Source organism: Streptomyces sp. NPDC002004 (assembly GCF_053593975.1).
On the sequence record NZ_JBSFDP010000040.1, the window covers coordinates 1 to 21682 of the forward strand.

Annotated in this window: 19 protein-coding genes and 1 pseudogene; 13 read left to right on the forward strand and 7 right to left on the reverse strand. The window is 73.1% G+C overall.

Annotated features, from left to right (window positions below):
- The 4 genes and pseudogenes from ACWCP6_RS32860 to ACWCP6_RS32875 form a co-directional block, all read left to right on the forward strand.
- Positions 1-133, forward strand: a pseudogene (locus ACWCP6_RS32860) (flavodoxin-dependent (E)-4-hydroxy-3-methylbut-2-enyl-diphosphate synthase); the annotation flags it as partial.
- Positions 134-281: 148 nt separating this feature from the next.
- Positions 282-1130 (forward strand): GNAT family N-acetyltransferase, encoded by an 849-nt coding sequence (locus tag ACWCP6_RS32865; RefSeq protein ID WP_450936267.1) that lies wholly within the window; start codon positions 282-284, stop codon positions 1128-1130.
- A gap of 89 nt (positions 1131-1219) precedes the next feature.
- Positions 1220-1831: a GNAT family N-acetyltransferase gene (locus tag ACWCP6_RS32870; protein ID WP_450936268.1), complete on the forward strand. Its 612-nt coding sequence runs from the start codon at positions 1220-1222 to the stop codon at positions 1829-1831.
- 69 nt (positions 1832-1900) lie between these two features.
- The gene (locus tag ACWCP6_RS32875) at positions 1901-3607 is read left to right on the forward strand and encodes a proline--tRNA ligase (protein ID WP_450936269.1); all 1707 of its coding nucleotides are present in this window, start codon (positions 1901-1903) and stop codon (positions 3605-3607) included.
- Positions 3608-3724: 117 nt separating this feature from the next.
- Here the strand turns inward: ACWCP6_RS32875 and ACWCP6_RS32880 are convergent, their stop codons facing one another.
- From ACWCP6_RS32880 to ACWCP6_RS32890, 3 genes are read right to left on the reverse strand one after another with little or no spacing between them, the layout of a single operon-like run.
- Positions 3725-4651, reverse strand: coding sequence for an aminoglycoside phosphotransferase family protein (locus ACWCP6_RS32880; RefSeq protein WP_450936270.1), 927 nt, complete (start codon positions 4649-4651; stop codon positions 3725-3727).
- A 30-nt stretch (positions 4652-4681) separates the two neighbouring features.
- A complete protein-coding gene (locus tag ACWCP6_RS32885; protein WP_450936305.1) occupies positions 4682-5158 on the reverse strand; it encodes a ferritin-like domain-containing protein in 477 nt (158 codons plus the stop codon).
- Positions 5159-5163: 5 nt separating this feature from the next.
- The gene (locus ACWCP6_RS32890) at positions 5164-5688 is read right to left on the reverse strand and encodes a hypothetical protein (protein ID WP_450936271.1); all 525 of its coding nucleotides are present in this window, start codon (positions 5686-5688) and stop codon (positions 5164-5166) included.
- Positions 5689-5915: 227 nt separating this feature from the next.
- Here ACWCP6_RS32890 and rimP point away from each other — a divergent pair, with 227 nt between their 5' ends.
- From rimP to ACWCP6_RS32935, 9 genes are all read left to right on the forward strand, one after another.
- On the forward strand, positions 5916-6452 hold the full coding sequence (rimP, locus tag ACWCP6_RS32895; RefSeq protein WP_450936272.1) for a ribosome maturation factor RimP: 537 nt from the start codon (positions 5916-5918) through the stop codon (positions 6450-6452).
- A gap of 2 nt (positions 6453-6454) precedes the next feature.
- The gene (nusA, locus tag ACWCP6_RS32900) at positions 6455-7444 is read left to right on the forward strand and encodes a transcription termination factor NusA (RefSeq protein WP_450936273.1); all 990 of its coding nucleotides are present in this window, start codon (positions 6455-6457) and stop codon (positions 7442-7444) included.
- A 117-nt stretch (positions 7445-7561) separates the two neighbouring features.
- Positions 7562-7852 (forward strand): YlxR family protein, encoded by a 291-nt coding sequence (locus tag ACWCP6_RS32905; protein WP_450936274.1) that lies wholly within the window; start codon positions 7562-7564, stop codon positions 7850-7852.
- 145 nt (positions 7853-7997) lie between these two features.
- Positions 7998-11042, forward strand: coding sequence for a translation initiation factor IF-2 (infB, locus tag ACWCP6_RS32910; RefSeq protein ID WP_450936275.1), 3045 nt, complete (start codon positions 7998-8000; stop codon positions 11040-11042).
- 321 nt (positions 11043-11363) lie between these two features.
- The gene (locus ACWCP6_RS32915) at positions 11364-11660 is read left to right on the forward strand and encodes a DUF503 domain-containing protein (protein ID WP_450936276.1); all 297 of its coding nucleotides are present in this window, start codon (positions 11364-11366) and stop codon (positions 11658-11660) included.
- A 51-nt stretch (positions 11661-11711) separates the two neighbouring features.
- Positions 11712-12176 carry a 30S ribosome-binding factor RbfA gene (rbfA, locus tag ACWCP6_RS32920; RefSeq protein ID WP_450936277.1) on the forward strand — a complete coding sequence of 155 codons (465 nt, stop codon included), beginning with the start codon at positions 11712-11714 and terminating at the stop codon, positions 12174-12176.
- Positions 12173-13078 (forward strand): tRNA pseudouridine(55) synthase TruB, encoded by a 906-nt coding sequence (truB, locus tag ACWCP6_RS32925; protein WP_450936278.1) that lies wholly within the window; start codon positions 12173-12175, stop codon positions 13076-13078. Before rbfA ends, truB begins: the two co-directional genes overlap by 4 nt.
- Positions 13079-13609: 531 nt before the next feature.
- Positions 13610-16141 (forward strand): hypothetical protein, encoded by a 2532-nt coding sequence (locus tag ACWCP6_RS32930; protein ID WP_450936279.1) that lies wholly within the window; start codon positions 13610-13612, stop codon positions 16139-16141.
- 208 nt (positions 16142-16349) lie between these two features.
- Positions 16350-17309 (forward strand): bifunctional riboflavin kinase/FAD synthetase, encoded by a 960-nt coding sequence (locus ACWCP6_RS32935; protein ID WP_450936280.1) that lies wholly within the window; start codon positions 16350-16352, stop codon positions 17307-17309.
- A gap of 308 nt (positions 17310-17617) precedes the next feature.
- On the opposite strand, the gene ACWCP6_RS32940 is transcribed toward ACWCP6_RS32935, so the two are convergent.
- From ACWCP6_RS32940 to ACWCP6_RS32955, 4 genes are read right to left on the reverse strand one after another with little or no spacing between them, the layout of a single operon-like run.
- Positions 17618-18622: an ABC transporter ATP-binding protein gene (locus ACWCP6_RS32940; RefSeq protein WP_450936281.1), complete on the reverse strand. Its 1005-nt coding sequence runs from the start codon at positions 18620-18622 to the stop codon at positions 17618-17620.
- Complete coding sequence (locus ACWCP6_RS32945; protein WP_450936282.1) at positions 18619-19623, reverse strand: ABC transporter ATP-binding protein; 1005 nt, start codon at positions 19621-19623, stop codon at positions 18619-18621. The genes ACWCP6_RS32940 and ACWCP6_RS32945 overlap by 4 nt, the downstream gene beginning before the upstream one ends.
- Complete coding sequence (locus ACWCP6_RS32950; RefSeq protein WP_450936283.1) at positions 19620-20564, reverse strand: ABC transporter permease; 945 nt, start codon at positions 20562-20564, stop codon at positions 19620-19622. The genes ACWCP6_RS32945 and ACWCP6_RS32950 overlap by 4 nt, the downstream gene beginning before the upstream one ends.
- A complete protein-coding gene (locus ACWCP6_RS32955; protein ID WP_450936284.1) occupies positions 20561-21631 on the reverse strand; it encodes an ABC transporter permease in 1071 nt (356 codons plus the stop codon). Before ACWCP6_RS32955 ends, ACWCP6_RS32950 begins: the two co-directional genes overlap by 4 nt.
- Positions 21632-21682: the final 51 nt, after the last annotated feature.

Genomic DNA, 21682 nt, shown 5'->3' on the forward strand with positions numbered 1-21682 from the left:
GGGCGAGGTCATCAAGACCGTGCCCGAGTCGAAGATCGTCGAGACCCTCATCGAAGAGGCGATGAAGCTCGCCGAGCAGATGGAGAAGGACGGCGTCATGAGCGGCGAGCCCGAGGTCTCCGTCGCCGGCTGACCCGGACCCCGCACCCGTGCCACTCGTGCCCCGCCGGACCGAACCGGCGGGGCACGGTGCTGTCCGGCGACCGGGCGGCGTCCCCCGATCGCGCCAGGTACAGTGCGGAGACCAGCAGACCGCCACGGTGAGGCAGGCCCCCGCGAACGTGTTGACTCAGACCACCACCCGGGTCCTCGAGCCGAGCGACCTCGACGCCGCGCTCGCCGTACTGAACCGCGAGCCGGTGGCCAATGCCTTCGTCGCCTCCCGCGTGCAGGTCGCGGGGCTCGACCCATGGCGGCTCGGCGGCGAGATGTGGGGCTGGTACGAGGACGGCATGCTGACCTCGCTCTGCTACGCGGGAGCCAACCTGGTCCCGATCTGCGCCACGCCCCGTGCCGTGCGCGCCTTCGCGGACCGTGCGCGCAGGACCGGCCGCCGCTGCTCCTCCATCGTCGGCCCGGCCGAGTCCACCGCCCTGCTGTGGCGGCTGCTCGAACCCGACTGGGGCCCGGCCCGCGAGATCCGCGCCCAACAGCCCCTGATGGTCGCCGACCGGCTCCCCGACCACGTCGCACCGGATCCGTACGTCCGCCGCATCCGCAAGGACGAGATGGAGACGATCATGCCGGCGTGCGTGGCCATGTTCACCGAGGAGGTCGGTGTCTCGCCGATGGCCGGTGACGGCGGCCTGCTCTACCAGGCGCGCGTCGCCGAACTCGTCGGAGCCGGACGCTCGTTCGCCCGCCTCGACTCCGACGGCAAGGTCGTCTTCAAGGCGGAGATCGGCGCCGCCACGGCACAGGCCTGCCAGATCCAGGGCGTCTGGGTCGCGCCCGAGTACCGGGGCAGCGGGCTCGCCGCGCCGGGCATGGCCGCCGTGATGCGCTACGCCCTCGCCGACGTCGCCCCGGTCGTCAGCCTCTACGTCAACGACTTCAACACCGCCGCCCGGGCGACCTACCGCCGGGTGGGGTTCCAGGAGGTCGGGGCGTTCATGAGCGTACTGTTCTGACCTTCCGCTGCGGCCCTCCGGTGCGCCGGTTCCGGCCGTGATCCCGCGGGCCGTCCCGGTCGGGGCGTACGCCCGGTAGTCTCCCCGGCATGCTGCGCATTCCCGGCACGGGCCACCGCATCCACGACGAGGTCTTCATCGGCCCCCTGGACCTCTCGGCGCGGGTGGACGAGGCACTCGCCGTGCAGGCGCTGGCGTTCGGACTCACCGACGACGAGATCCACGTGCGGCGGCAGATCGTCCTGCGGCACATGACCTGCCCGGGCGCGCGTGCGCTCGGCGCGACCCTGGACGACGGCCGGCTCGTCGGCTTCGTCTACGGCATGCCCAACGACCGCTCCCACTGGTGGTCCACGGTCGTCGAGCCGTACCTGCGCGGCCAGGGCAACGACGACTGGCTCGACGGCTCCTTCGTCATCACGGAGCTGCACGTCCACCCCCGCCACCAGGGACACGGCATCGGACGTGCACTGATCACCACGATCACCGACTCCGCCGACGAGCCCCGCTCCATCCTCTCGGCGATCGACACCGAGAGCCCGGCCCGTGCCCTCTACCGCTCCCTCGGCTACCGGGACCTCGCGCGACGGGTCGTCTTCCCCAGCGCGCCCAAGCTCTACGCGGTCATGGGTGCGGCCCTCCCGCTGCTCCGCCCCCGGGCGCCCCGGGAATCGCCCGCACCCGGGCCATCAGGGGCATAACCGATTTCCGGTGGCGCCCGCCGCCCGGCTAACCTCCTGCCCATCACCCTTTCGTAGCAGGAGTTCACCATGGCCCAGGTCCAGCGCATGTCCCGGTTGATGATCAAGACACTGCGCGACGACCCGGCGGACGCCGAGACGCTCAGCCACAAGCTGCTGGTCCGCGCGGGTTACGTACGCCGCAACTCGGCCGGCATCTGGACCTGGCTGCCGCTCGGCAAGAAGGTCCTGGACAACATCTCGCGCATCGTGCGCGAGGAGATGGACGCCATCGGTGCCCAGGAAGTCCTGCTGCCCGCCCTCCTGCCCAAGGAGCCCTACGAGGCGTCGGCACGCTGGGAGGAGTACGGCGACCTCCTCTTCCGTCTGAAGGACCGCAAGGGCGGCGAGTACCTGCTCGGCCCGACCCACGAGGAGATCTTCACCCTCGTGGTGAAGGACCAGGTCGCGTCCTACAAGGACCTGCCGGTCATGCTCTACCAGATCCAGACGAAGTACCGCGACGAGGCCCGTCCGCGGTCGGGCGTGCTCCGCGGCCGCGAGTTCCAGATGAAGGACTCGTACTCCTTCGACACCACCGACGAGGGCCTCGCCGAGTCCTACCGGCTGCACCGCGAGGCCTACCAGAAGATCTTCCGGCGCCTCGGCCTGGACTACCGCATCGTGTCCGCCGTCTCCGGTGCCATGGGCGGCTCGGCCTCCGAGGAGTTCCTCGCCCCGGCGGCCGCCGGCGAGGACACGTTCGTGGACTGCCCGAACTGCGACTACGCGGCGAACACCGAGGCGGTCACCTTCGCGCTGAAGCCGGTCGAGATCGCCGCCGGGTTCCCGGCCGTCGAGGAGCTGGACACCCCCGACACGCCGACCATCGAGACGCTGGCCGCGCACCTGGGCGTCCCCGCCTCGGCCACGCTGAAGAACCTCCTGGTCAAGGTCGACGGCGAGATCGTCGCCGTGGGCGTCCCGGGCGACCGCGAGGTCGACCTCGGCAAGCTGGGCGAGCACCTCGCCCCGGCCGTCGTCGAGCTGGTGACGGCCGAGGACTTCGAGGGCCGCGAGGACCTGGTCCGCGGCTACGTGGGTCCGCAGGGCCTGGCGAAGGTCCGCTACATCGCCGATCCGCGCGTCGCGCCCGGCACCTCCTGGGTCACCGGGGCCAACAAGCCCGACACGCACGCGAAGAACGTCGTCTGCGGCCGGGACTTCGAGGTCGACGACTACCTCGACGTCGTGGTCGTCGAGGAGGGCGACCCCTGCCCCAGCTGCGGCACCGGCCTGAAGCTGGACCGCGCGATCGAGATCGGCCACATCTTCCAGCTGGGCCGCAAGTACGCGGACACCTTCCAGCTCGACGTGCTCGGCCAGCACGGCAAGCCCGTGCGCGTGACCATGGGCTCCTACGGCATCGGTGTCTCGCGCGCCGTCGCCGCGCTCGCCGAGCAGTCCGCCGACGACCAGGGTCTGTGCTGGCCGCGCGAGGTCGCGCCCGCCGACGTCCACGTCGTCGCCGCGGGCAAGGCGCTGCAGACCGAGCTGGCCCTCGAGGTCGCAGGGAAGCTCGGCGACGCGGGCGTCCGGGTGCTCGTGGACGACCGCGCCGGGGTGTCCCCGGGCGTCAAGTTCACCGACGCGGAGCTGATCGGCGTCCCGACGATCCTCGTCGCCGGCCGCCGGTCCGGCGAGGGTGTCGTGGAGCTCAAGGACCGCCGCACCGGTGAGCGCGAGGAGCTCCCCGTGGCCGAGGCGATCGCCCGCATCACCGGCCGGACGGCCTGATCCACGACGAAGGCGCCCCCGGCCGGTTCGGCCGGGGGCGCCTTCGTCGTGCGCGAGGTCCGGGGCGGTGCCGGGAGGACGACGGGGTTCGTCGGGGCCGGGCTCCGTACGGGCAGGTCAGAGCCAGCCGGCGAACTCCAGGAGGAGCTCCGCGTCCTGGAGCCGGTCCACGCGCCGTGCGCGCACGCCCGATTCGACCGCACGGAAAAGGGTCCAGCCCCTGAGCCGCTCCGGATCGACCTCCAACGACTCGGCGAGCCGCTTGATCCGCCGACGCGTGGTCGCCGCCCCGGAGGGCGACGCGATCAGGTCCTCGACCCGGTCCCGGACGAGCCGCGCCAGGTCGAACGCGACCTCACCGACCACGGGATCGGGTCCCACGGCCAGCCACGGCATCCGCTCACCCGCGAGCACCTTGCTCTGCCGGAACGTCCCGTGCAGCAACCGCGGCTCCACCGCATCGGCGACCAACGCGTCCCGCGCGGCCACCGCGGCGTCGACCAACGGCGCCACCTCGTCGTCGCTGCTCGCCCGCATCGCCGCGGCCTGCCGCCCCGTCCGCTCCGTGACCGTCTCGAACGCGAAGGCCCCGGGCCCGGACGGCGGGTCCACCCACAGCCGCCGCAACGTCCCCGCGGCCTCCAGCATCGACTTCGCCTCGGGCAACGACCGCACCGAGACATCGGGTTGCAACCGCTCCAGCAGCAACGCACCGTCGTGCGCCTCGGGATCGAGCACGGACACCGCCCCCGAGCCGCCCCAGTGCGCCAGCGCGGCCCGCTCCGCCTCCGGACGCGCCTTCGCCGGAGCCAGCTTGAGCACCACCGGGCCCCCGTCGGACCGCCGCGCCAGCACCACGAGGCTGCTGCGGCCCCCGGGCACCACCACACGCTCCACGGTCAGCCCGCGCCGGTCCACCGCCTCCCGGGCGCGCTCCTGGAGGCCGTCCAGCCAGGTGCCGACCCCTTCGACCCCGCCGTCGTCTCCGTTGTTCCGCGCCTCGTCGAGTGCCCTGACGAGGCGCCGCGGCGGTTCGAAAGCCATGCGTGAGCGGTTTCCTTCCCGGTTGTCCGACTAGGTTCTGGTGCTCGCCGCGGGGGCGCCGCCCGTCGTGGACCGCTCGGCGAGCCCAGGGAAGGCTACGCTGCCGCCGCGCCACCGCACCGCCCGCACCGCCGCATCCCGGAGCGCGGCAGCCGCGTCGCGCCGCCGGTCGCCCTCGCCGGCCCGCACCAGATCGGCGTACACCCCGGCGACCCGGTCCTCCAGTTCGGCAGCGAGCCGCGCCGCGGCCGCCGAGTCCGCCACCGGGAACGGCAGCGCGTACGCGGCCGCCGCGGCATCCGGCTCGCCGCCCAGGTCCCGTACGGCACGGGCCAGTTCGTCCCGCCGGGCACGGTGCGCGTCGTACGCGGCACGCGCCTCGTCGCGGCGCCCCTGCGCGACCCGCCCCCCGACGACCCCGTATCCGTACACGGCGGCGTGCTCCGCCCCCAGCGCGGCCTGCAGCGCCGCCAGTTCGGCCTTCTTGCGGGCCTTCGACTCCGACACCGTGCTCACCGGGCGCCTCCGTCCGTCAGCAGGAACGCGTGCGCGGCGCCCGCCGCGGCCACCGACGCCAGCAGCCGGGCCAGATCGCCCGGCACGTCCAGCAGGTCCTTCGTGCGCCGGTCGGCGAGGGCGCGTTCGGCCTCGGCGAGGGAGGACAGGGCGTCCTTGCTGCCCGCGGGGACGGCCGTGGCCGCGGTACCGGACGGAGAAGGGGACGGCGACGGGGACGGCTTCGCACCGAACGCCTCCGCGTGCCGGGCGACCTCCGCGCGCAGCGGACGCAGCCGCGCGGCCAGCGGGGCATGGGCCGCGATCACCGCGTCGTAGCGGGCGGCCAGCTCCTCGCTGTCGCGCGCCGCTCGCGAGCGGACCCGCTCCCCGGCGGAGCGGCGTTGGGGCGAGGTGTCCGACGAGGGGTCGTCCTCCGAGCAGCCCGCGAGCAGCACGGCACCGGCACCCGCGGCGGCACCCGCGAGCAGACTCCTTCTGCGCGGCCCCGAGCGGGGGCGCGACGGCATGGTGAACGACACGGCAGACGTCCTCGGTGGCTCGTACGGCTGAAGGGGAGGTGAAGGGGCGCAACCGCCCGTGATCACGGTACCCGTGCGCCCCCTCCGTGCTCACCAGCGGCTCGGCAGGCCCACACGGACGGCCCGGCCGGGCCCGAGGTGGACGGCAACACCCCTGGGGACCGGATACCCTTTGACCTGACACGCGACCTTCCCACAACAGCACACGCGGCCGAGGAGTCACCCGGATGAGCACCACCCAGAGCGAGAGGCTGCGAGAACTTCTGGAGCCGCTCGTGGGCTCCAAGGACCTCGATCTCGAAGAGATCTCCGTGACCCCGGCCGGCAAGCGTCGCGTGCTGCGCATCGTGGTGGACTCCGACGCAGGTGTCCTGCTGGACACCTGCGCCGATCTGAGCCGTGAGATCTCCGACAAGCTGGACGCCACGGATGCCATGGGCTCCGGCGAGTACGTCCTCGAAGTGACGTCCCCCGGCGCCGACCGTCCCCTCACCCAGCGACGCCACTACGTGCGCGCCACCGGCCGCCTGGTGAAGTTCCAGCTGACGCCCGAGGCGGGGGGCGACGAACTGGTCGCGCGCATCCTGAAGGCCGACGACGAGGGTCTCGACCTCGAGGTGCCCGGGGTCAAGGGGCGCAAGGCCACCTCCCGCAGGCTCGCCTTCGACGAGATCGCCAAGGCGCGCGTCGAGATCGAGTTCAACCGGAAGACGACGCAGGGCGCCCAGGGCGCCGCAGACATCGAAGACGCAGAGGAGGCGTAGCCGTGGACATCGACATGAGTGCCCTGCGGGGCTTGGTACGGGAGAAGGAGATCTCCTTCGACCTGCTGGTCGAGGCGATCGAGTCGGCCCTCCTCATCGCCTACCACCGCACCGAGGGAAGCCGCCGCCACGCGCGCGTGGAACTCAACCGCGAGACCGGTCATGTGACGGTCTGGGCGAAGGAGGACCCCGAGGAGCTGGAGGAGGGGCAGGAGCCGCGCGAGTTCGACGACACCCCGTCAGGGTTCGGCCGGATCGCGGCGAGCACCGCCAAGCAGGTGATCCTGCAGCGGCTGCGGGACGCCGAGGACGACGCCACGCTCGGCGAGTACGCCGGCCGTGAGGGTGACATCGTCACCGGTGTCGTCCAGCAGGGCCGCGACCCGAAGAACGTGCTGGTCGACATCGGCAAGCTCGAGGCCATCCTGCCCGTGCAGGAGCAGGTCCCGGGCGAGGAGTACCCGCACGGCATGCGTCTGCGGTCGTACGTCGTCCGGGTGGCCAAGGGCGTCCGCGGTCCGTCCGTGACCCTCTCCCGTACGCACCCCAATCTGGTGAAGAAGCTCTTCGCCCTCGAGGTCCCGGAGATCGCCGACGGATCCGTCGAGATCGCCGCGATCGCCCGCGAGGCCGGCCACCGGACGAAGATCGCCGTGCGCTCGACGCGCTCCGGCCTGAACGCCAAGGGCGCCTGCATCGGCCCGATGGGCGGCCGGGTCCGCAATGTGATGGGCGAGCTCAACGGCGAGAAGATCGACATCGTCGACTGGTCGGACGACCCCGCCGAGATGGTGGCGAACGCCCTGTCCCCGGCCCGGGTGTCCAAGGTCGAGGTCGTCGACCTGGCGGCCCGCTCCGCCCGGGTCACCGTGCCCGACTACCAGCTGTCGCTCGCCATCGGCAAGGAGGGCCAGAACGCCCGCCTGGCGGCCCGCCTCACCGGCTGGCGCATCGACATCCGCCCCGACACCGAGCAGCAGACGGCCGAGTAGCGGCGGGGCGTGGAATATATCCGTACAGCCGATTGGTTGCTACGGAGAGTTGCCGACTACATGCGTTCGATTTTTGCCCCAAAGGGGTGAGGTCGCTACGGGGAGGTAGACTTAAGGGTGTCTGGCCGGACGCATGCCCGCGCATGCCCTGAGCGAACCTGTGTGGGTTGCCGGGAGCGGGCGGCCAAGAGCGATCTGCTGCGGATCGTGAAGATCGAGGACGCCTGTGTCCCCGATCCTCGCGGTACGCTGCCCGGCCGGGGTGCATATGTGCACCCCGCCCTGGTCTGTCTCGACCTGGCAGTCCGCCGCCGGGCGTTCGCACGGGCATTTCGTGCCCGTACGGCGCCCGACACCCAGGCGGTGCGTCAGGCCGTCGGAACAGCACCTGAGCAGGCAACACCGTAAGAAGCGTCGCGCGGGATCCCGTGCGGCCCTGGTACCTCGCGAGTCGGAAGTAGGTCGAGATTGCGATGAGCACTCGATGAGTACGCGATGAGTACGCCCATGAAGTAGCAACGGTCCGGCGCAACCCGGACCTAAAAGGAGCGAAGTGGCTAAGGTCCGGGTATACGAACTCGCCAAGGAGTTCGGCGTGGAGAGCAAGGTCGTCATGGCCAAGCTCCAAGAACTCGGTGAATTCGTCCGTTCGGCGTCGTCGACGATCGAGGCGCCCGTTGTACGCAAACTGACCGACGCATTCCAGCAGGGCGGCTCCGGCAAGTCCGGTGCCAGGCCCGCGGCCCCCCGCAAGGCCGCCCCCAAGCCCGCCGCGCCGGCCCCGGCGCAGGCGGCACGTCCGGCCGCCCCGAAGCCGGCGCCGCGTCCCGCCGCCGCGCCCGCGGCGGAGAAGCCCGCGGCACCCGCCGCACCGGCCCCGGGCCCGCGCCCGTTGCCGGGTCCCAAGCCGCCGGCGGCCCCCAAGCCCGCCCCCGCGGCCCCGGCGGGTCAGCCGGAGTTCACCGCCCCCGCGGCGGCCGCTCCGGCGGGCCCCAAGCCCGGTGCACGTCCCGGTGCGCCCAAGCCCGGTGGCCGTCCGGCCGGTCCGGGTCAGGGCCAGCCCCGTGGCGGTGACCGTCCCGGTGCGCCGCGCGCCGGTGGTCAGGCCCCGCGTCCCGGTGCCCGTCCCGCGGGCCCGCGTCCGGGCAACAACCCCTTCACCTCCGGTGGCTCCACCGGCATGGCGCGCCCGCAGGCGCCCCGTCCGGGTGGTGCCCCGCGTCCGGGTGGCGCCGGTGCCCCCGGCGGTCCGCGTCCGCAGGGCGGCGGTCAGGGCGGTCCCCGTCCGCAGGCCGGTCCCGGCGGCGCGCCGCGTCCGACCCCGGGCGGCATGCCCCGTCCGCAGGCGCCCCGTCCCGGCGGCGGCCCGGCGGGCAACCGTCCGAACCCCGGCATGATGCCGCAGCGTCCGGCTGCCGGCCCGCGTCCCGGCCCCGGTGGCCGCGGTCCGGGTGGCGGCGGCGGTCGTCCCGGTGGCGGTGGCGGCGGCGGTCGTCCCGGCTTCGCCGGTCGCCCCGGTGGCGGCGGTGGCGGCGGTGGCTTCGCCGGTCGTCCCGGTGGTCCCGGTGGCGGCGGCGGTGGCTTCGCCGGTCGTCCCGGTGGTCCCGGCGGTGGCGGCGGTGGCCGTCCCGGCTTCGGCGGACGTCCGGGTGGTCCCGGCGGCCGTGGTGGCACGCAGGGTGCGTTCGGCCGTCCCGGCGGTCCGGCGCGTCGTGGCCGCAAGTCGAAGCGTCAGAGGCGCCAGGAGTACGAGGCCATGCAGGCCCCGTCGGTCGGCGGCGTGATGCTGCCTCGCGGCAACGGCGAGACCATTCGCATGTCGCGCGGTGCGTCCCTCACCGACTTCGCGGAGAAGATCAACGCCAATCCGGCGTCGCTCGTCGCGGTCATGATGAACCTCGGCGAGATGGTCACGGCCACGCAGTCCGTCTCCGACGAGACGCTCCAGCTGCTCGCCGACGAGATGAACTACACGATTCAGATCGTCAGCCCGGAGGAGGAGGACCGCGAGCTGCTCGAGTCCTTCGACATCGAGTTCGGCGAGGACGAGGGCGACGAGGAGGACCTGGTGGTCCGTCCGCCGGTCGTCACCGTCATGGGTCACGTCGACCACGGAAAGACCCGACTGCTCGACGCCATCCGCAAGACGAACGTCATCGCGGGCGAGGCCGGCGGCATCACCCAGCACATCGGTGCCTACCAGGTCTCGACCGAGGTCAACGACGAAGAGCGCAGGATCACCTTCATCGACACCCCGGGTCACGAGGCGTTCACCGCCATGCGTGCCCGTGGTGCGAAGTCGACCGACATCGCCATCCTGGTCGTCGCGGCCAACGACGGCGTCATGCCGCAGACGGTCGAGGCGCTCAACCACGCCAAGGCGGCCGAGGTCCCGATCGTCGTCGCGGTCAACAAGATCGACGTCGAGGGTGCCGACCCGACCAAGGTGCGCGGTCAGCTGACCGAGTACGGCCTGGTGGCCGAGGAGTACGGCGGCGACACGATGTTCGTCGACATCTCCGCCAAGCAGGGTCTGCACATCGACTCGCTGCTGGAGGCCGTGGTCCTCACGGCCGACGCCTCGCTCGACCTGCGGGCCAACCCGAACCAGGACGCGCAGGGCATCTCGATCGAGTCCCGTCTCGACCGCGGCCGCGGTGCCGTGGCGACGGTCCTCGTCCAGCGAGGCACGCTGCGGGTCGGCGACACGATGGTCGTGGGCGACGCCTACGGCCGAGTCCGCGCCATGCTCGACGACAACGGCAACAACGTCGCCGAGGCCGGACCCTCGACGCCGGTCCAGGTCCTGGGCCTGACCAACGTCCCGGGTGCGGGCGACAACTTCCTCGTGGTCGACGAGGACCGTACGGCCCGCCAGATCGCCGAGAAGCGCGCCGCCCGTGAGCGCAACGCCGCGTTCGCCAAGCGCACCCGCCGGGTGTCGCTGGAGGACCTGGACAAGGTGCTCAAGGCCGGCGAGGTCCAGCAGCTGAACCTGATCATCAAGGGTGACGCCTCTGGTTCCGTCGAGGCCCTCGAGTCCTCCCTGCTCCAGCTCGACGTCGGCGAAGAGGTCGACATCCGCGTCCTGCACCGTGGTGTCGGTGCGGTCACGGAGTCGGACATCGACCTGGCGATGGGCTCGGACGCCATCGTGATCGGCTTCAACGTCCGCGCGGCAGGCCGCGCGGCGCAGATGGCCGAGCGCGAGGGCGTGGACGTCCGCTACTACTCGGTCATCTACCAGGCGATCGAGGAGATCGAGGCGGCCCTCAAGGGCATGCTCAAGCCGGAGTACGAAGAGGTCGAGCTCGGCACGGCGGAGATCCGCGAGGTCTTCCGCTCGTCCAAGCTGGGCAACATCGCGGGTGTGCTCATCCGCTCCGGCGAGGTCAAGCGCAACACCAAGGCGCGCCTCATCCGCGACGGCAAGGTGGTCGCGGAGAACCTCAACATCGAGGGTCTGCGTCGCTTCAAGGACGACGTCACCGAGATCCGCGAAGGCTACGAGGGTGGTATCAACCTCGGAAACTTCAACGACATCAAGGTCGACGACGTCATCGCGACGTACGAGATGCGCGAGAAGCCGCGGGCGTAACAGCCAACGGTTCCAGGGTGGCCGACGGGACATCGTTCCCGTCGGCCACCTGGCCGTGCCGGGGCCATCCCCGGACCCGGCGCCTCGAATGCCGCGGGGGCTGATTCCGCCCGGCGGTGCCGGCCCCTCCGGGATTCGAGGACGAGGCCTTCCCGGCCCCGGGAGGCCGCGGACAGCGCACTCGGGCACGCCACGGAAAGGCGGGCCGGCGGGCGCGAAAACCCCGTCGAGCCGACCGGGCGTTCGTTGTACGGTTCTGATGTCCCTGCCAAGCGACGGCGGGGCCCTCGAACCCGTACCGGCGGGTCATCCGGATCACATATGTATGTGGGGACTCTGTCCTTCGATCTGCTCCTCGGCGACGTACGGTCGTTGAAGGAGAAGCGCTCCGTCGTCCGCCCGATCGTCGCCGAGCTCCAGCGCAAGTACGCGGTGAGCGCGGCGGAGGTGGGCGGCCAGGACCTGTACCGCAGGGCCGAGATCGGCCTGGCGGTCGTATCGGGCGACCAGGGGCATCTGAGAGACGTACTGGACCGGTGCGAGCGCATGGTCGCGGGCCGGCCGGAAGTGGAGCTGCTGTCGGTACGGCGGCGGCTGCACGGAGATGACGACGATTGACGGTGCGCGGGGAAGTGCACCTCGCACAGCAAGAAAGAGGGAGACGGACCAGTGGCCGACAACGCGCGGGCGAAAAGGCTGGCGGACCTCATCCGGGAGGTGGTGGCCCAGAAGCTGCAGCGCGGGATCAAGGACCCGCGGCTCGGTTCGCACGTGACCATCACGGACACCCGGGTCACCGGTGATCTGCGGGAGGCGACCGTCTTCTACACCGTGTACGGGGACGACGAGGAGCGGCAGGCGGCTGCGGCGGGCCTGGAGAGCGCCAAGGGCGTGCTCCGCTCCGCAGTGGGCGCGGCGGCGGGCGTGAAGTTCACGCCGACGCTGACCTTCGTCGCGGACGCCCTGCCGGACACCGCGCGCACCATCGAGGACCTCCTCGACAAGGCGCGCGCCTCCGACCAGAAGGTGCGCGACGCGTCCGCGGGCGCCTCGTTCGCCGGTGAAGCGGACCCGTACCGCAAGCCGGAGTCCGATGACGCCACGACCGAGACGGACGGCGAAGCCGCGGAATGACCCAGCAGAACCGGACGCCCGACGGGCTTGTCGTCGTCGACAAGCCGTCGGGCTTCACTTCGCACGACGTGGTCGCCAAGATGCGCGGCATCGCCAGGACCCGCAGGGTCGGCCACGCCGGCACGCTCGACCCCATGGCGACGGGCGTGCTCGTCCTCGGCGTGGAGCGCGCCACCAAGCTCCTCGGGCATCTCGCGCTGACCGAGAAGGAGTACCTCGGCACGATCCGGCTCGGCCAGGACACGGTCACCGACGACGCCGAGGGTGACATCACCTCCGCCACGGACGCCTCGAAGGTGACCCGGGAGGCCATCGACGCCGGCATCGCCAAGCTCACCGGCCACATCATGCAGGTGCCGTCCAAGGTCAGCGCCATCAAGATCGACGGCAAGCGCTCCTACAAGCGTGCCCGCGAGGGCGAGGACTTCGAGATTCCGGCCCGCCCGGTCACGGTCTCCTCCTTCGCGGTGTACGACGTCCGGGACGCGGTGGCCGACGACGGCACCCCGGTCCTGGACCTGGTGGTCTCGGTCGTCTGCTCCTCCGGTACGTACATCAGGGCCCTCGCCCGCGACCTGGGCGCGGACCTGGGCGTCGGCGGTCACCTCACGGCCCTGCGCCGCACCCGGGTCGGCCCGTACAAGCTGGACGCGGCCCGCACGCTCGACCAGCTCCAGCAGGAGCTGACCGTCATGCCGATCGCCGAGGCCGCGGCGGCCGCGTTCCCCCGTTGGGACATCGACGCCAAGCGCGCCCAGCTGCTGACCAACGGCGTACGCCTGGAGATGCCCGACACCTACGCGGGCTCCGGCCCCGTCGCGGTGTTCGACCCCGAGGGCCGGTTCGTGGCGCTCGTGGAGGAGACGCGCGGGAAGGCGAAGAGCCTGGCGGTCTTCGGCTGACCCGAACGGGCCGCACGGAACGCAGCCCGCACGGAACCGTCCGCCCGGCCGAGGCGCTTGCCAGTCGGCCGGGCGGCCCGTGCGACGCGTGCTGTGCGGCCCGTTCGCGTGTTCGGGCAGTGTGCCGTGCGGCTCGCGGTCGTGCGGCCGGGGCGGCGCCGGTGACCGGGCGTCCGCGCCCAGGCCTGCACGAGGTCGGTGCCGCCGCGGCCGACGCACGGGCCCGTGTCCGGTCACCCGGATCGTCGTAGCTCCCGCCGGGGTGTCCGTGCGGCCCACGCCGTGGAGTGGCGGGCAGCCGGGCCGCCTGGCTGTCCGCCGCTCCACGGTTCCTCCCCCTCCTCCAGCATGTATCCACCCGGCCTTCCTGCTTCACCCGTTGGGGCGGGCGCTCGGAGTGAACAGAGGGGGCGGAAGGGGGCGCGTTCATCGCGCCGACTGTCCCGGCGATCACCACGGCACCTACCGTCGAACGACGCGCGTGAGGCGTGGGCCGACGCAGGGCGGCGGGGACGGCGGGAAGGTACGACGATGGCGGGAGGCGAGGCCGCGCGGCCCGGGTGGCGCACGGTGGCGGACCCGGGCGGCGCGGTGGTCCGCGCGGACGGACGGCCCGGCCCGACGGGGCTGCAGGACACCGCGGACGGGCCGCCCGCTGCGCCCGGCGCGCAGGGCGTCCCGGACCGGCGTCCCGCAGCACCGCCCACCGCGGGAGGGCAGCCCGGGGTCCCGCACCCGCGCACCGGCCCCGACCGCTCCCTGGTCCGGATCCACGATCCCGCCGGGCGGCTCCGGGGACTGGGTTTCGCCGCCGACCACGACGGCACCGTGATCACCGGGCACGAGGTGGTCGACGGGCCGGCGTGCCTGGTGCTCCGGGCGGACGCCGAACAGGTCTGCACGGTCGGCCCGGACGCCGTGACCGCGCTGCCCGAAGCCGGTCTCGCCCTGATCCGCACCCGGGGCCTCGCCCTGGCCCCGCTCCCGGTCACGGCCCACGACTCCGTCACCGCCGGCACGTACGTCCGCATCCCGGCGGGCGGCTGGCGCGAGGCACGCGTGCTGGGCACCTGCACGGTGACCTACACGGCGGCCGGACGGCGCCATCCGGTCGGCTCCGCCGTGGAGTTGGCCGTCGGCACGGCCGGCAGCGACGCTCTGCGACCCGGCGGTGGTGCGGCGGGCGGGCCCGTACTGGACGCCGCGTCCGGCGCGGTGCTCGCGGTACTCGGAACGGCCCTGGAGGCCGGCCGCCACGCGGCGGGTTTCGCCGTGCCCCTGCGCCGTGCGGCCGCGCGGGGCGGCGAACTCGCCCGCCTGCTCGACCGCAACGCGGCGACGGTGCCTGCGCCGGGGTGCCGGACGGCACCGGAACCCTGGACCGCACCGAGCCCCTGGACCGCACCGAACCGCGGGACTTCACCGAGCCCCCGGACCGCGCCGAACCCCACGGACGGCCCCGGGTTCCCGGCCGTCGGTGACGCGGCAGACACACGCCCCGGCCCCGCACCCGCCGGCATCCCGTCCCCGGCGGCCGACCCGGAGGCGCTGCGGCGGCTCGCCGACCGGGTGGCGCCCGGGGACCTCGGTGTGCGGTTCTGGCTGGAGCTCCCCCTCCCGGAGGAGGAGCGGTTCGACCTGCTCCGGCGGCTCGTCGTACGCGATCCGGCGCCCGGGCGCGGTGAACGGGTCCTGGACGCGGTCGCCGGACTGCTGGCGACCGCCCCGGGGACGACGCAGCGTCACCTCACCCGCTGGTTCGCCGACGACAGGCCCCTGGCCGCGACACCGCACGCCACGGTGGCCGCCGCCGCGCAGGCCCTGCTCCACACCCACCGCCACCACGCCCCGGACGACCTTGCCGAGGCCCTCGTCGCCTGTGCTCATCCGCGTGCGGTCGAACTCCTCACCGCGCTCGCCGAGGAGGAACCCTCCGTCCTCTGCCGTGCCGTCGACCGCTGGGCGCACGACGACGAGCGCCCCGACCGGCACCTCGCCGCGGCCACCTACGCCCTCCACACGTCCGACCACGCCGGCACACCCACCGATGACGCCCACCTCCGTGCCGCCGCGGTGGCCCTGCTCACCCGGCACACCAGGGCCGTGGACGGGACGCATCCCGCGTCCGCCGCAGTCCGGCCCGGACCCGGCGACTGCGCTCCGTGCGGTGCCGGGACCCGGCGTCCGCCGGGCGGCGCCGACGCACGGCCGCCGTGGGTCGGTGCGTGCACCCCGTCCGACGCCGCCGCCGTCCGTGCCGCCGCGCTCACCCTGCTGCTCCGTGACCCCGCCACCCGCGCCCACCATCTGCCCGATGCGCTGCGGAGCTTCATGGGCGGCGAACCGCGGGTGTCCGCAGGGGCGGTGCTCGTCGCGCTCGACACGCATCCCGAGGCGGTCGTCGAGGCCCTGCGCACCCGGCTCCTGCGCGAGTCGTGCCGTGGCGTGGACACCGTCCTGCGTGCGCTGGCGGGCGCCACGCGGGCCGCGGTGGCCTGTCGGGTGGCGGGGCTCGTCCGGGACGTCGCAGTGGCCCGGCCGGAGGTCGCCCCGTATGCCGGGGAGTACGTCGAGCTGCGGCTGGAGGCGGGTGCCGGCGCCCGCGCGGACGTGCTTCCGCTCGTGGATGGCCTGCTCGGCGGCGGCTCGCCGGAGGTGCGGTGCGCCCTCGCCCACGTCCTCACCGCACCCGGCAGCGCCGCGTCGCGCCCACTGCGCGACGAACTGCTGGACCTGCTGCTGGAACGGGAACGGCACCCCGATGTGCTCGACACCGTCCTGACGGCCGCCGCCGACGCCGCATCCGGCCGGGGGGAGGCACGGACCAGGGTCCTGGTGCACCGCGTCGGCCTGCTTCTCGCGCGTACCCCGGAGGGCGCCCTGCACTTCGACCGGCGTCTGGTCGAGCGCTCCCGCGCCGTACCCGGCTTCGCCGCGCTCGTCGCCGACTGGCTGGCCGAGGCGCCGGAGGAGTGGGCGGCGCTCGTCGGGCCGAGCGCCCGACGCACCATCGAGCAGCTGCCCGGCGCCCGGCGCGGTGCCGGAAGCCGCGTCCCCGCCTGACCCGGGGGTGCCCGAGCCCGTGCGCCGTACGCCGTGCCCATCATCACACCGGGATACCGACGCCGATGCGGGCCGTGGCCACCCGGCATGGCACTCTTAGACCTGCGGATCCCGTGGATCAGCGGAATCCGACGGCAGGCAGAGCCGACCACCGGCCGGGCATCGGCCGGGGTACCGAACAGCACAGGTTCGACGAGGAGCGGTCACAGTGCAGCGCTGGCGTGGCTTGGAGGACATCCCCGAGGACTGGGGGCGCAGCGTCGTCACCATCGGTTCCTACGACGGGGTGCACCGCGGGCACCAGCTGATCATCGGCCGTGCCGTGGCCCGCGCGCGTGAACTGGGCGTCCCCTCCGTCGTCGTCACCTTCGACCCGCACCCCAGCGAGGTCGTGCGCCCCGGCAGCCATCCGCCGCTGCTCGCCCCGCACCACCGGCGCGCCGAGCTGATGGGGGAGCTGGGCGTCGACGCGCTGCTGATCCTGCCGTTCACGGCGGAGTTCTCGCGGCTGTCGCCCGCCGACTTCGTCGTCAAGGTGCTCGTCGACAAGCTGCACGCCAAGGCCGTCGTCGAGGGCCCCAACTTCCGCTTCGGCCACCGGGCCGCAGGCAACGTCGCCTTCCTGCGGGAACTCGGCGCCACCTACGACTACGAGGTCGAGGTCGTCGACCTGTTCATGCGGGGCGAGGCCGGCGGCGGCGAGCCGTTCTCCTCGACGCTCACCCGGCGCCTGATCGCCGAGGGCGAGGTCGCGGGCGCCGCCGAGATCCTCGGCCGCCCGCACCGCGTCGAGGGCGTCGTCGTGCGCGGCGCCCAGCGCGGCCGCGAGCTGGGCTTCCCGACCGCCAACGTCGAGACCCTGCCGCACACCGCCATCCCCGCGGACGGCGTCTACGCCGGCTGGCTGCACGTCGGCGACGAGGCCATGCCCGCCGCCATCTCCGTCGGCACCAACCCCCAGTTCGACGGCACCGAGCGCACCGTCGAGGCGTACGCCATCGACCGGGTCGGACTCGACCTGTACGGGCTGCACGTCGCCGTCGACTTCCTCGCCTTCGTGCGCGGCCAGGCCAGGTTCGCGTCGATCGAGGAGCTCCTCGACGCCATCGCCGACGATGTGAAGCGGTCGAGCGAACTGATCGCGGCGGCCGAGGCCGAGTCCCGCTGACAGCGCATCTGCACGCCGGGGGCGGCCGGAGCCCGAGACGCTCCGGCCGCCCCCGGTGTGGTACCTCCCAGGCCGTGTCCGCAAAGTCCCGCCTGGCTCGCGACGCCTGGCACGGCTCCCCCACTGCCTGAAGGGCGTGGGAGGTACCCCCAGCCGCGTTGTCGGGATCACCCGCGTACGACCAGTACGCGGGCGACCCTCCGCCCTGCGATGCTCCCCCACGGCCTGAACGGCGCGGGCGGTGCTCCCAGCACCGGACGCCGCGAGCCCTGCCCTCCGGGCAGACGGCGCTACTGTGCGGACACGACCTAGGTGGCGACCCCCGCCCGCGCCCAGTGGCAGGCCACCTGCGCCCCTCCGCTCCCGCCGAGGACCGGCAGATCCAGCGTCCGGCAGGCCTCGGCCACCCCGGCCCGCTCCGCCTCGCCGCTGGTGAGGATCTGGCAGCGGGCGTGGAAGCGGCAGCCGGACGGGATGCGGGACGGGTCCGGGGGCTCGCCGGTGAGCACGACCGGTTCCCCGCCGGCCTCCGGCAGCACCGACAACAGCGCCTGTGTGTAGGGGTGCTGCGGTGCCGTCAGGACCTCCTCCACCGCACCCGTCTCGACGATCCGGCCCAGGTACATGACGGCGACCCGGTCGGCGATGTTCCAGGCCAGGCCCAGATCGTGGGTCACCACCAGCGCGGACAGCCCCAGTTCGTCGCGCAGCCGCAGCAGCAGCGCGAGGATCTCGCCCCGGACCGAGGCGTCCAGCGAGGCGACCGGCTCGTCGGCGACGATCAGCTCGGGTTCCAGGACCAGCGCGCCCGCGATGACCACGCGCTGCCGCTGTCCGCCGGACAGCTCGTGCGGGTAGCGCAGGAAGAAGCGTTCCGGCGGCCGCAGCCCGGCCCGGGCCAACGCGTCGGCGACGGCGGCCCGCTCGTCCCCCGCGTACCCGTGGATGCGCAGCCCCTCGGCCACCGCGTCGTACACCGTGTGACGCGGGTTCAGCGACCCGCTCGGGTCCTGCAGGACCAGCTGCACCCGCTTGCGGTACGCCTTGAGGGCGCGCCCCGCGTAGTCGAGGGGCTTTCCGGCGAAGGCGACCCGGCCGGACGTCGGCGGCACCAGGCCCAGCAGCGACCGCGCCAGCGTCGTCTTGCCGCAGCCGGACTCGCCGACCAGTGCCACGATCTCGCCGGGCGCGATGTCGAGGTCGACCCCGTCGACGGCCCGTGCCGGGGCCGCGCCATGCCGCCCCGGGAAGGTGACGTGCAGGGCTTCGGCGCTGAGCAGCGCCGCGGCGGCCGGGGGAGTGGTGGTGCTCATGTGGTGCTCCTCGCTTCCTCGGCCGGGGCCGGCCCGGGCGGCTGTGCCGCGCCGACCAGGACGCACGCCGCACGGCGCCCCGCCCCCGCTCCGCGCAGCGCCGGATCGAGGTGCGCGCAGTCGTCCAGCGCGACCGGACAGCGCGGGTGGAAGGTGCAGCCCGGCGGCAGCGCCGCCGGATCCGGCGGATCTCCGGGCAGGCCGCGCGGGGCGAACCGGGACGCCGCGTCGCCGATGCGCGGGAAGGCCGCCGACAGCGCCCGCCCGTAGGGGTGCCGAGCGTCCTCGTAGACCTGCCGGGCCGGCCCCTCCTCGACCACCCGGCCCGCGTACATCACCGCGAGCCGGTCGCAGGTGTCGGCCAGCACCGCCAGATCGTGACTGATCATGATCAGGCCGAGGTCCTGCTCGGTGACGAGCTGTTCGATGAGCCGCAGGATCTGCGCCTGGATCATCACGTCGAGCGCGGTCGTCGGCTCGTCGGCGATGATCAGCCGGGGGTCGCAGGCCAGTGCCATCGCGATCATCACGCGTTGCCGCTGCCCGCCGGACAGCTCGTGCGGATACGCGTCCGCGCGTGCCGCCGGGAGCCCCACCTGTTCGAGGAGGTCGACGGTCTTCTTCCGCGCATCCGCCGCCGTCGCCCTCTTGTGCAGCAGGATCGGTTCAGCAATCTGCTCGCCGATGCGGTGCACCGCGTTGAGCGAGTGCATCGCACCCTGGAAGACGATCGACGCGCCCGCCCACCGGACCGCCCGCACCCGGCCCCACTTCATGGCCAGCACGTCCTCGCCGTCCAGCAGGATCCGTCCGGTGGTCCGCGTTCCGGAGGGCAGCAGCCGCAGCAGCGCGAGCGCCAGGGTCGACTTGCCGCAGCCCGACTCCCCGGCGATGCCCAGTTTCCGGCCGGAGCCGAGGGCGAGGTCGACACCGCGGACGGCGGCGGCCCCGGAGGCGTAGGTGACGGTGAGGTCCTCGACCTCCAGCAGAGACCCGGTCATCGGGCCACCCCCAGCTTCGGGTTGAGGACGGACTCGACCGTGCGGCCGCACAGCGTGAAGGAGAGCGCCACCGCGGCGATCGCGAGGCCCGGAGGGACCAGGTACCACCAGTGCCCGGAGCTGACCGCGCCCGCCTCCCGCGCATCCTGCAGGAGCCCGCCCCACGAGGTGATCGTGGGGTCGCCGAGCCCCAGGAAGGCGAGCGTCGCCTCGGACAGGATCGCGCTCGAGATGCCGAGCGTGGTCTGGGCGAGCACCAGCGGCATGACGTTCGGCAGGACGTGCCGCAGCATGATGTGGCCGTGGCCGCCGCCGAGCGCACGGGCCCGCTCGATGTACGGCCGCGACTCCACCGCGAGCGTCTGCGCGCGGACCAGACGGGCCGTCGTCGGCCAGGTCGTCACACCGATCGCAAGGATGACGGTGCCGAGCGAGCGGGACAGCACGGTGGCGAGGGCGATGGCCAGCACCAGCGTCGGCATCACCAGGAACCAGTCCGTGATCCGCATGATCACGGTGGCGTACCAGCCGCGGTAGTGACCCGCCGTGATCCCGACGAGCGCGCCGATCCCCACCGAGAGGAAGGCGGCGAGCAGCCCGACGGTCAGCGAGACCCGCGAGCCCCACAGCACCAGGCCGAACAGGTTCCGGCCGAACTGGTCCGTGCCGAACGGGAACGCGGCGCTCGGGCCCTGCAGCGGCCGGCCCGGAGCGTCCGTCACGCTCTGCACGTCCGAGCCGACGGTCAGCGGCGCGGTCAGGGCCACCAGCGCGAAGAACACCAGCGCGGCGAGGCCCACGACCCCGGAGCGATGGGTGCGGTACTGCTGCCAGAACCGCGCCACCGACCGCCGCCTGCGCTGCCGGGCGAGGGCCCGGGCGCTCCTGGTCGGCGGAGCGGTCTGCTCCGCCTGGTCGACGGTTCCTGTGTCGGTCGTCATCGGCCCACCCGGGGATCGAGCAGCGGATAGATCAGGTCGGCGAGCGTGTTCATCACGATCACAGCGGCGGCGAAGACGAAGAACAGCCCCTGCACGAGCGGCAGGTCGGGCACGCTCAGCGCCTGGTAGAACAGCCCGCCGAGGCCCGGCCAGGAGAACACGGTCTCGACGAGGATCGTGCCCGCGACGACCCGGCCCAGATTGACGAAGATCAGCGTCACGGTCGGCAGCATCGCGTTGGGCACCGCGTGCCGGCGGCGTACGAGATCGTCCCGCAGGCCCTTCGCCCGCGCCGTCGTCAGATAGTCGCTGCCCATCTCGTCGAGCAGCGAGGACCGCATGACCAGCAGCGTCTGGCCGTACTCGACCGCGACCAGCGTGATCACCGGCAGGACGAGGTGATGGGCGACGTCGACGACGTACGCGAAGCCGTGCAGCCCGCCGGACTCCATGCCACCGGTCGGGAAGAGACCGGGGACCGGGCCGATGCCGACCGAGAAGACGATGATCAGCAGCAGTCCGAGCCAGAACGACGGCACCGAGTACAGCGTGAGCGCGAGCCCGGTGTTGAGCCGGTCGCCGAGCCGCCCGTTGCGCCAGGCGGAGCGCGTGCCGAGGACGATGCCGAGCGCCGTGTAGAGCACGAAGGCCGTGCCGGTCAGCAGCAGCGTGTTCGGCAGCGCCTCGGTGATCTTGTCGATGACCGGTGCGCGGAACTGGTACGACGTGCCCAGATCGCCGGTGAGCGCCTTGCGGCAGTAGTCCGTGAACTGCTCCCACATGGGCAGGTCGAGACCGAACTGCCGTCGGTACGCGGCCAGTTGTTTGGCCGACACCTGGCGACCGCCCGTCATGAACTTCACCGGGTCGCCGGGGATCAGCCGGAAGAGGAAGAAACTGGTGACGAGGACGGCGAGCAGCGAGACGACGGCGCCGCCCAGCTTGCCCGCCACATAGCGCAGATACGCCGTGGTGGTGCGCGCGCGTGGTCCGCGGGCCGACGGCCCGGCCTTCGAGGCCGGGCCGCCGGTCGTCTCGACCAGCGCGGGTGTCGCGTCAGCGGTCATGGACTACCTACTACTGGTCATGTGCCTGTTCCTCACGTTCTCCGGCCGTGG

Excerpts from the sequence above, each read along its gene's own strand:
- ACWCP6_RS32940 (WP_450936281.1), bottom strand. The coding sequence starts at position 18,622 with ATGAGCACCACCACTCCCCCGGCCGCCGCGGCGCTGCTCAGCGCCGAA.
- ACWCP6_RS32870 (WP_450936268.1), top strand. The coding sequence starts at position 1,220 with ATGCTGCGCATTCCCGGCACGGGCCACCGCATCCACGACGAGGTCTTC.
- ACWCP6_RS32945 (WP_450936282.1), bottom strand. The coding sequence starts at position 19,623 with ATGACCGGGTCTCTGCTGGAGGTCGAGGACCTCACCGTCACCTACGCC.
- ACWCP6_RS32950 (WP_450936283.1), bottom strand. The coding sequence starts at position 20,564 with ATGACGACCGACACAGGAACCGTCGACCAGGCGGAGCAGACCGCTCCG.
- ACWCP6_RS32955 (WP_450936284.1), bottom strand. The coding sequence starts at position 21,631 with ATGACCGCTGACGCGACACCCGCGCTGGTCGAGACGACCGGCGGCCCG.
- ACWCP6_RS32915 (WP_450936276.1), top strand. The coding sequence starts at position 11,364 with ATGTATGTGGGGACTCTGTCCTTCGATCTGCTCCTCGGCGACGTACGG.
- ACWCP6_RS32930 (WP_450936279.1), top strand. The coding sequence starts at position 13,610 with ATGGCGGGAGGCGAGGCCGCGCGGCCCGGGTGGCGCACGGTGGCGGAC.
- ACWCP6_RS32880 (WP_450936270.1), bottom strand. The coding sequence starts at position 4,651 with ATGGCTTTCGAACCGCCGCGGCGCCTCGTCAGGGCACTCGACGAGGCG.
- ACWCP6_RS32875 (WP_450936269.1), top strand. The coding sequence starts at position 1,901 with ATGGCCCAGGTCCAGCGCATGTCCCGGTTGATGATCAAGACACTGCGC.
- truB (WP_450936278.1), top strand. The coding sequence starts at position 12,173 with ATGACCCAGCAGAACCGGACGCCCGACGGGCTTGTCGTCGTCGACAAG.
- rimP (WP_450936272.1), top strand. The coding sequence starts at position 5,916 with ATGAGCACCACCCAGAGCGAGAGGCTGCGAGAACTTCTGGAGCCGCTC.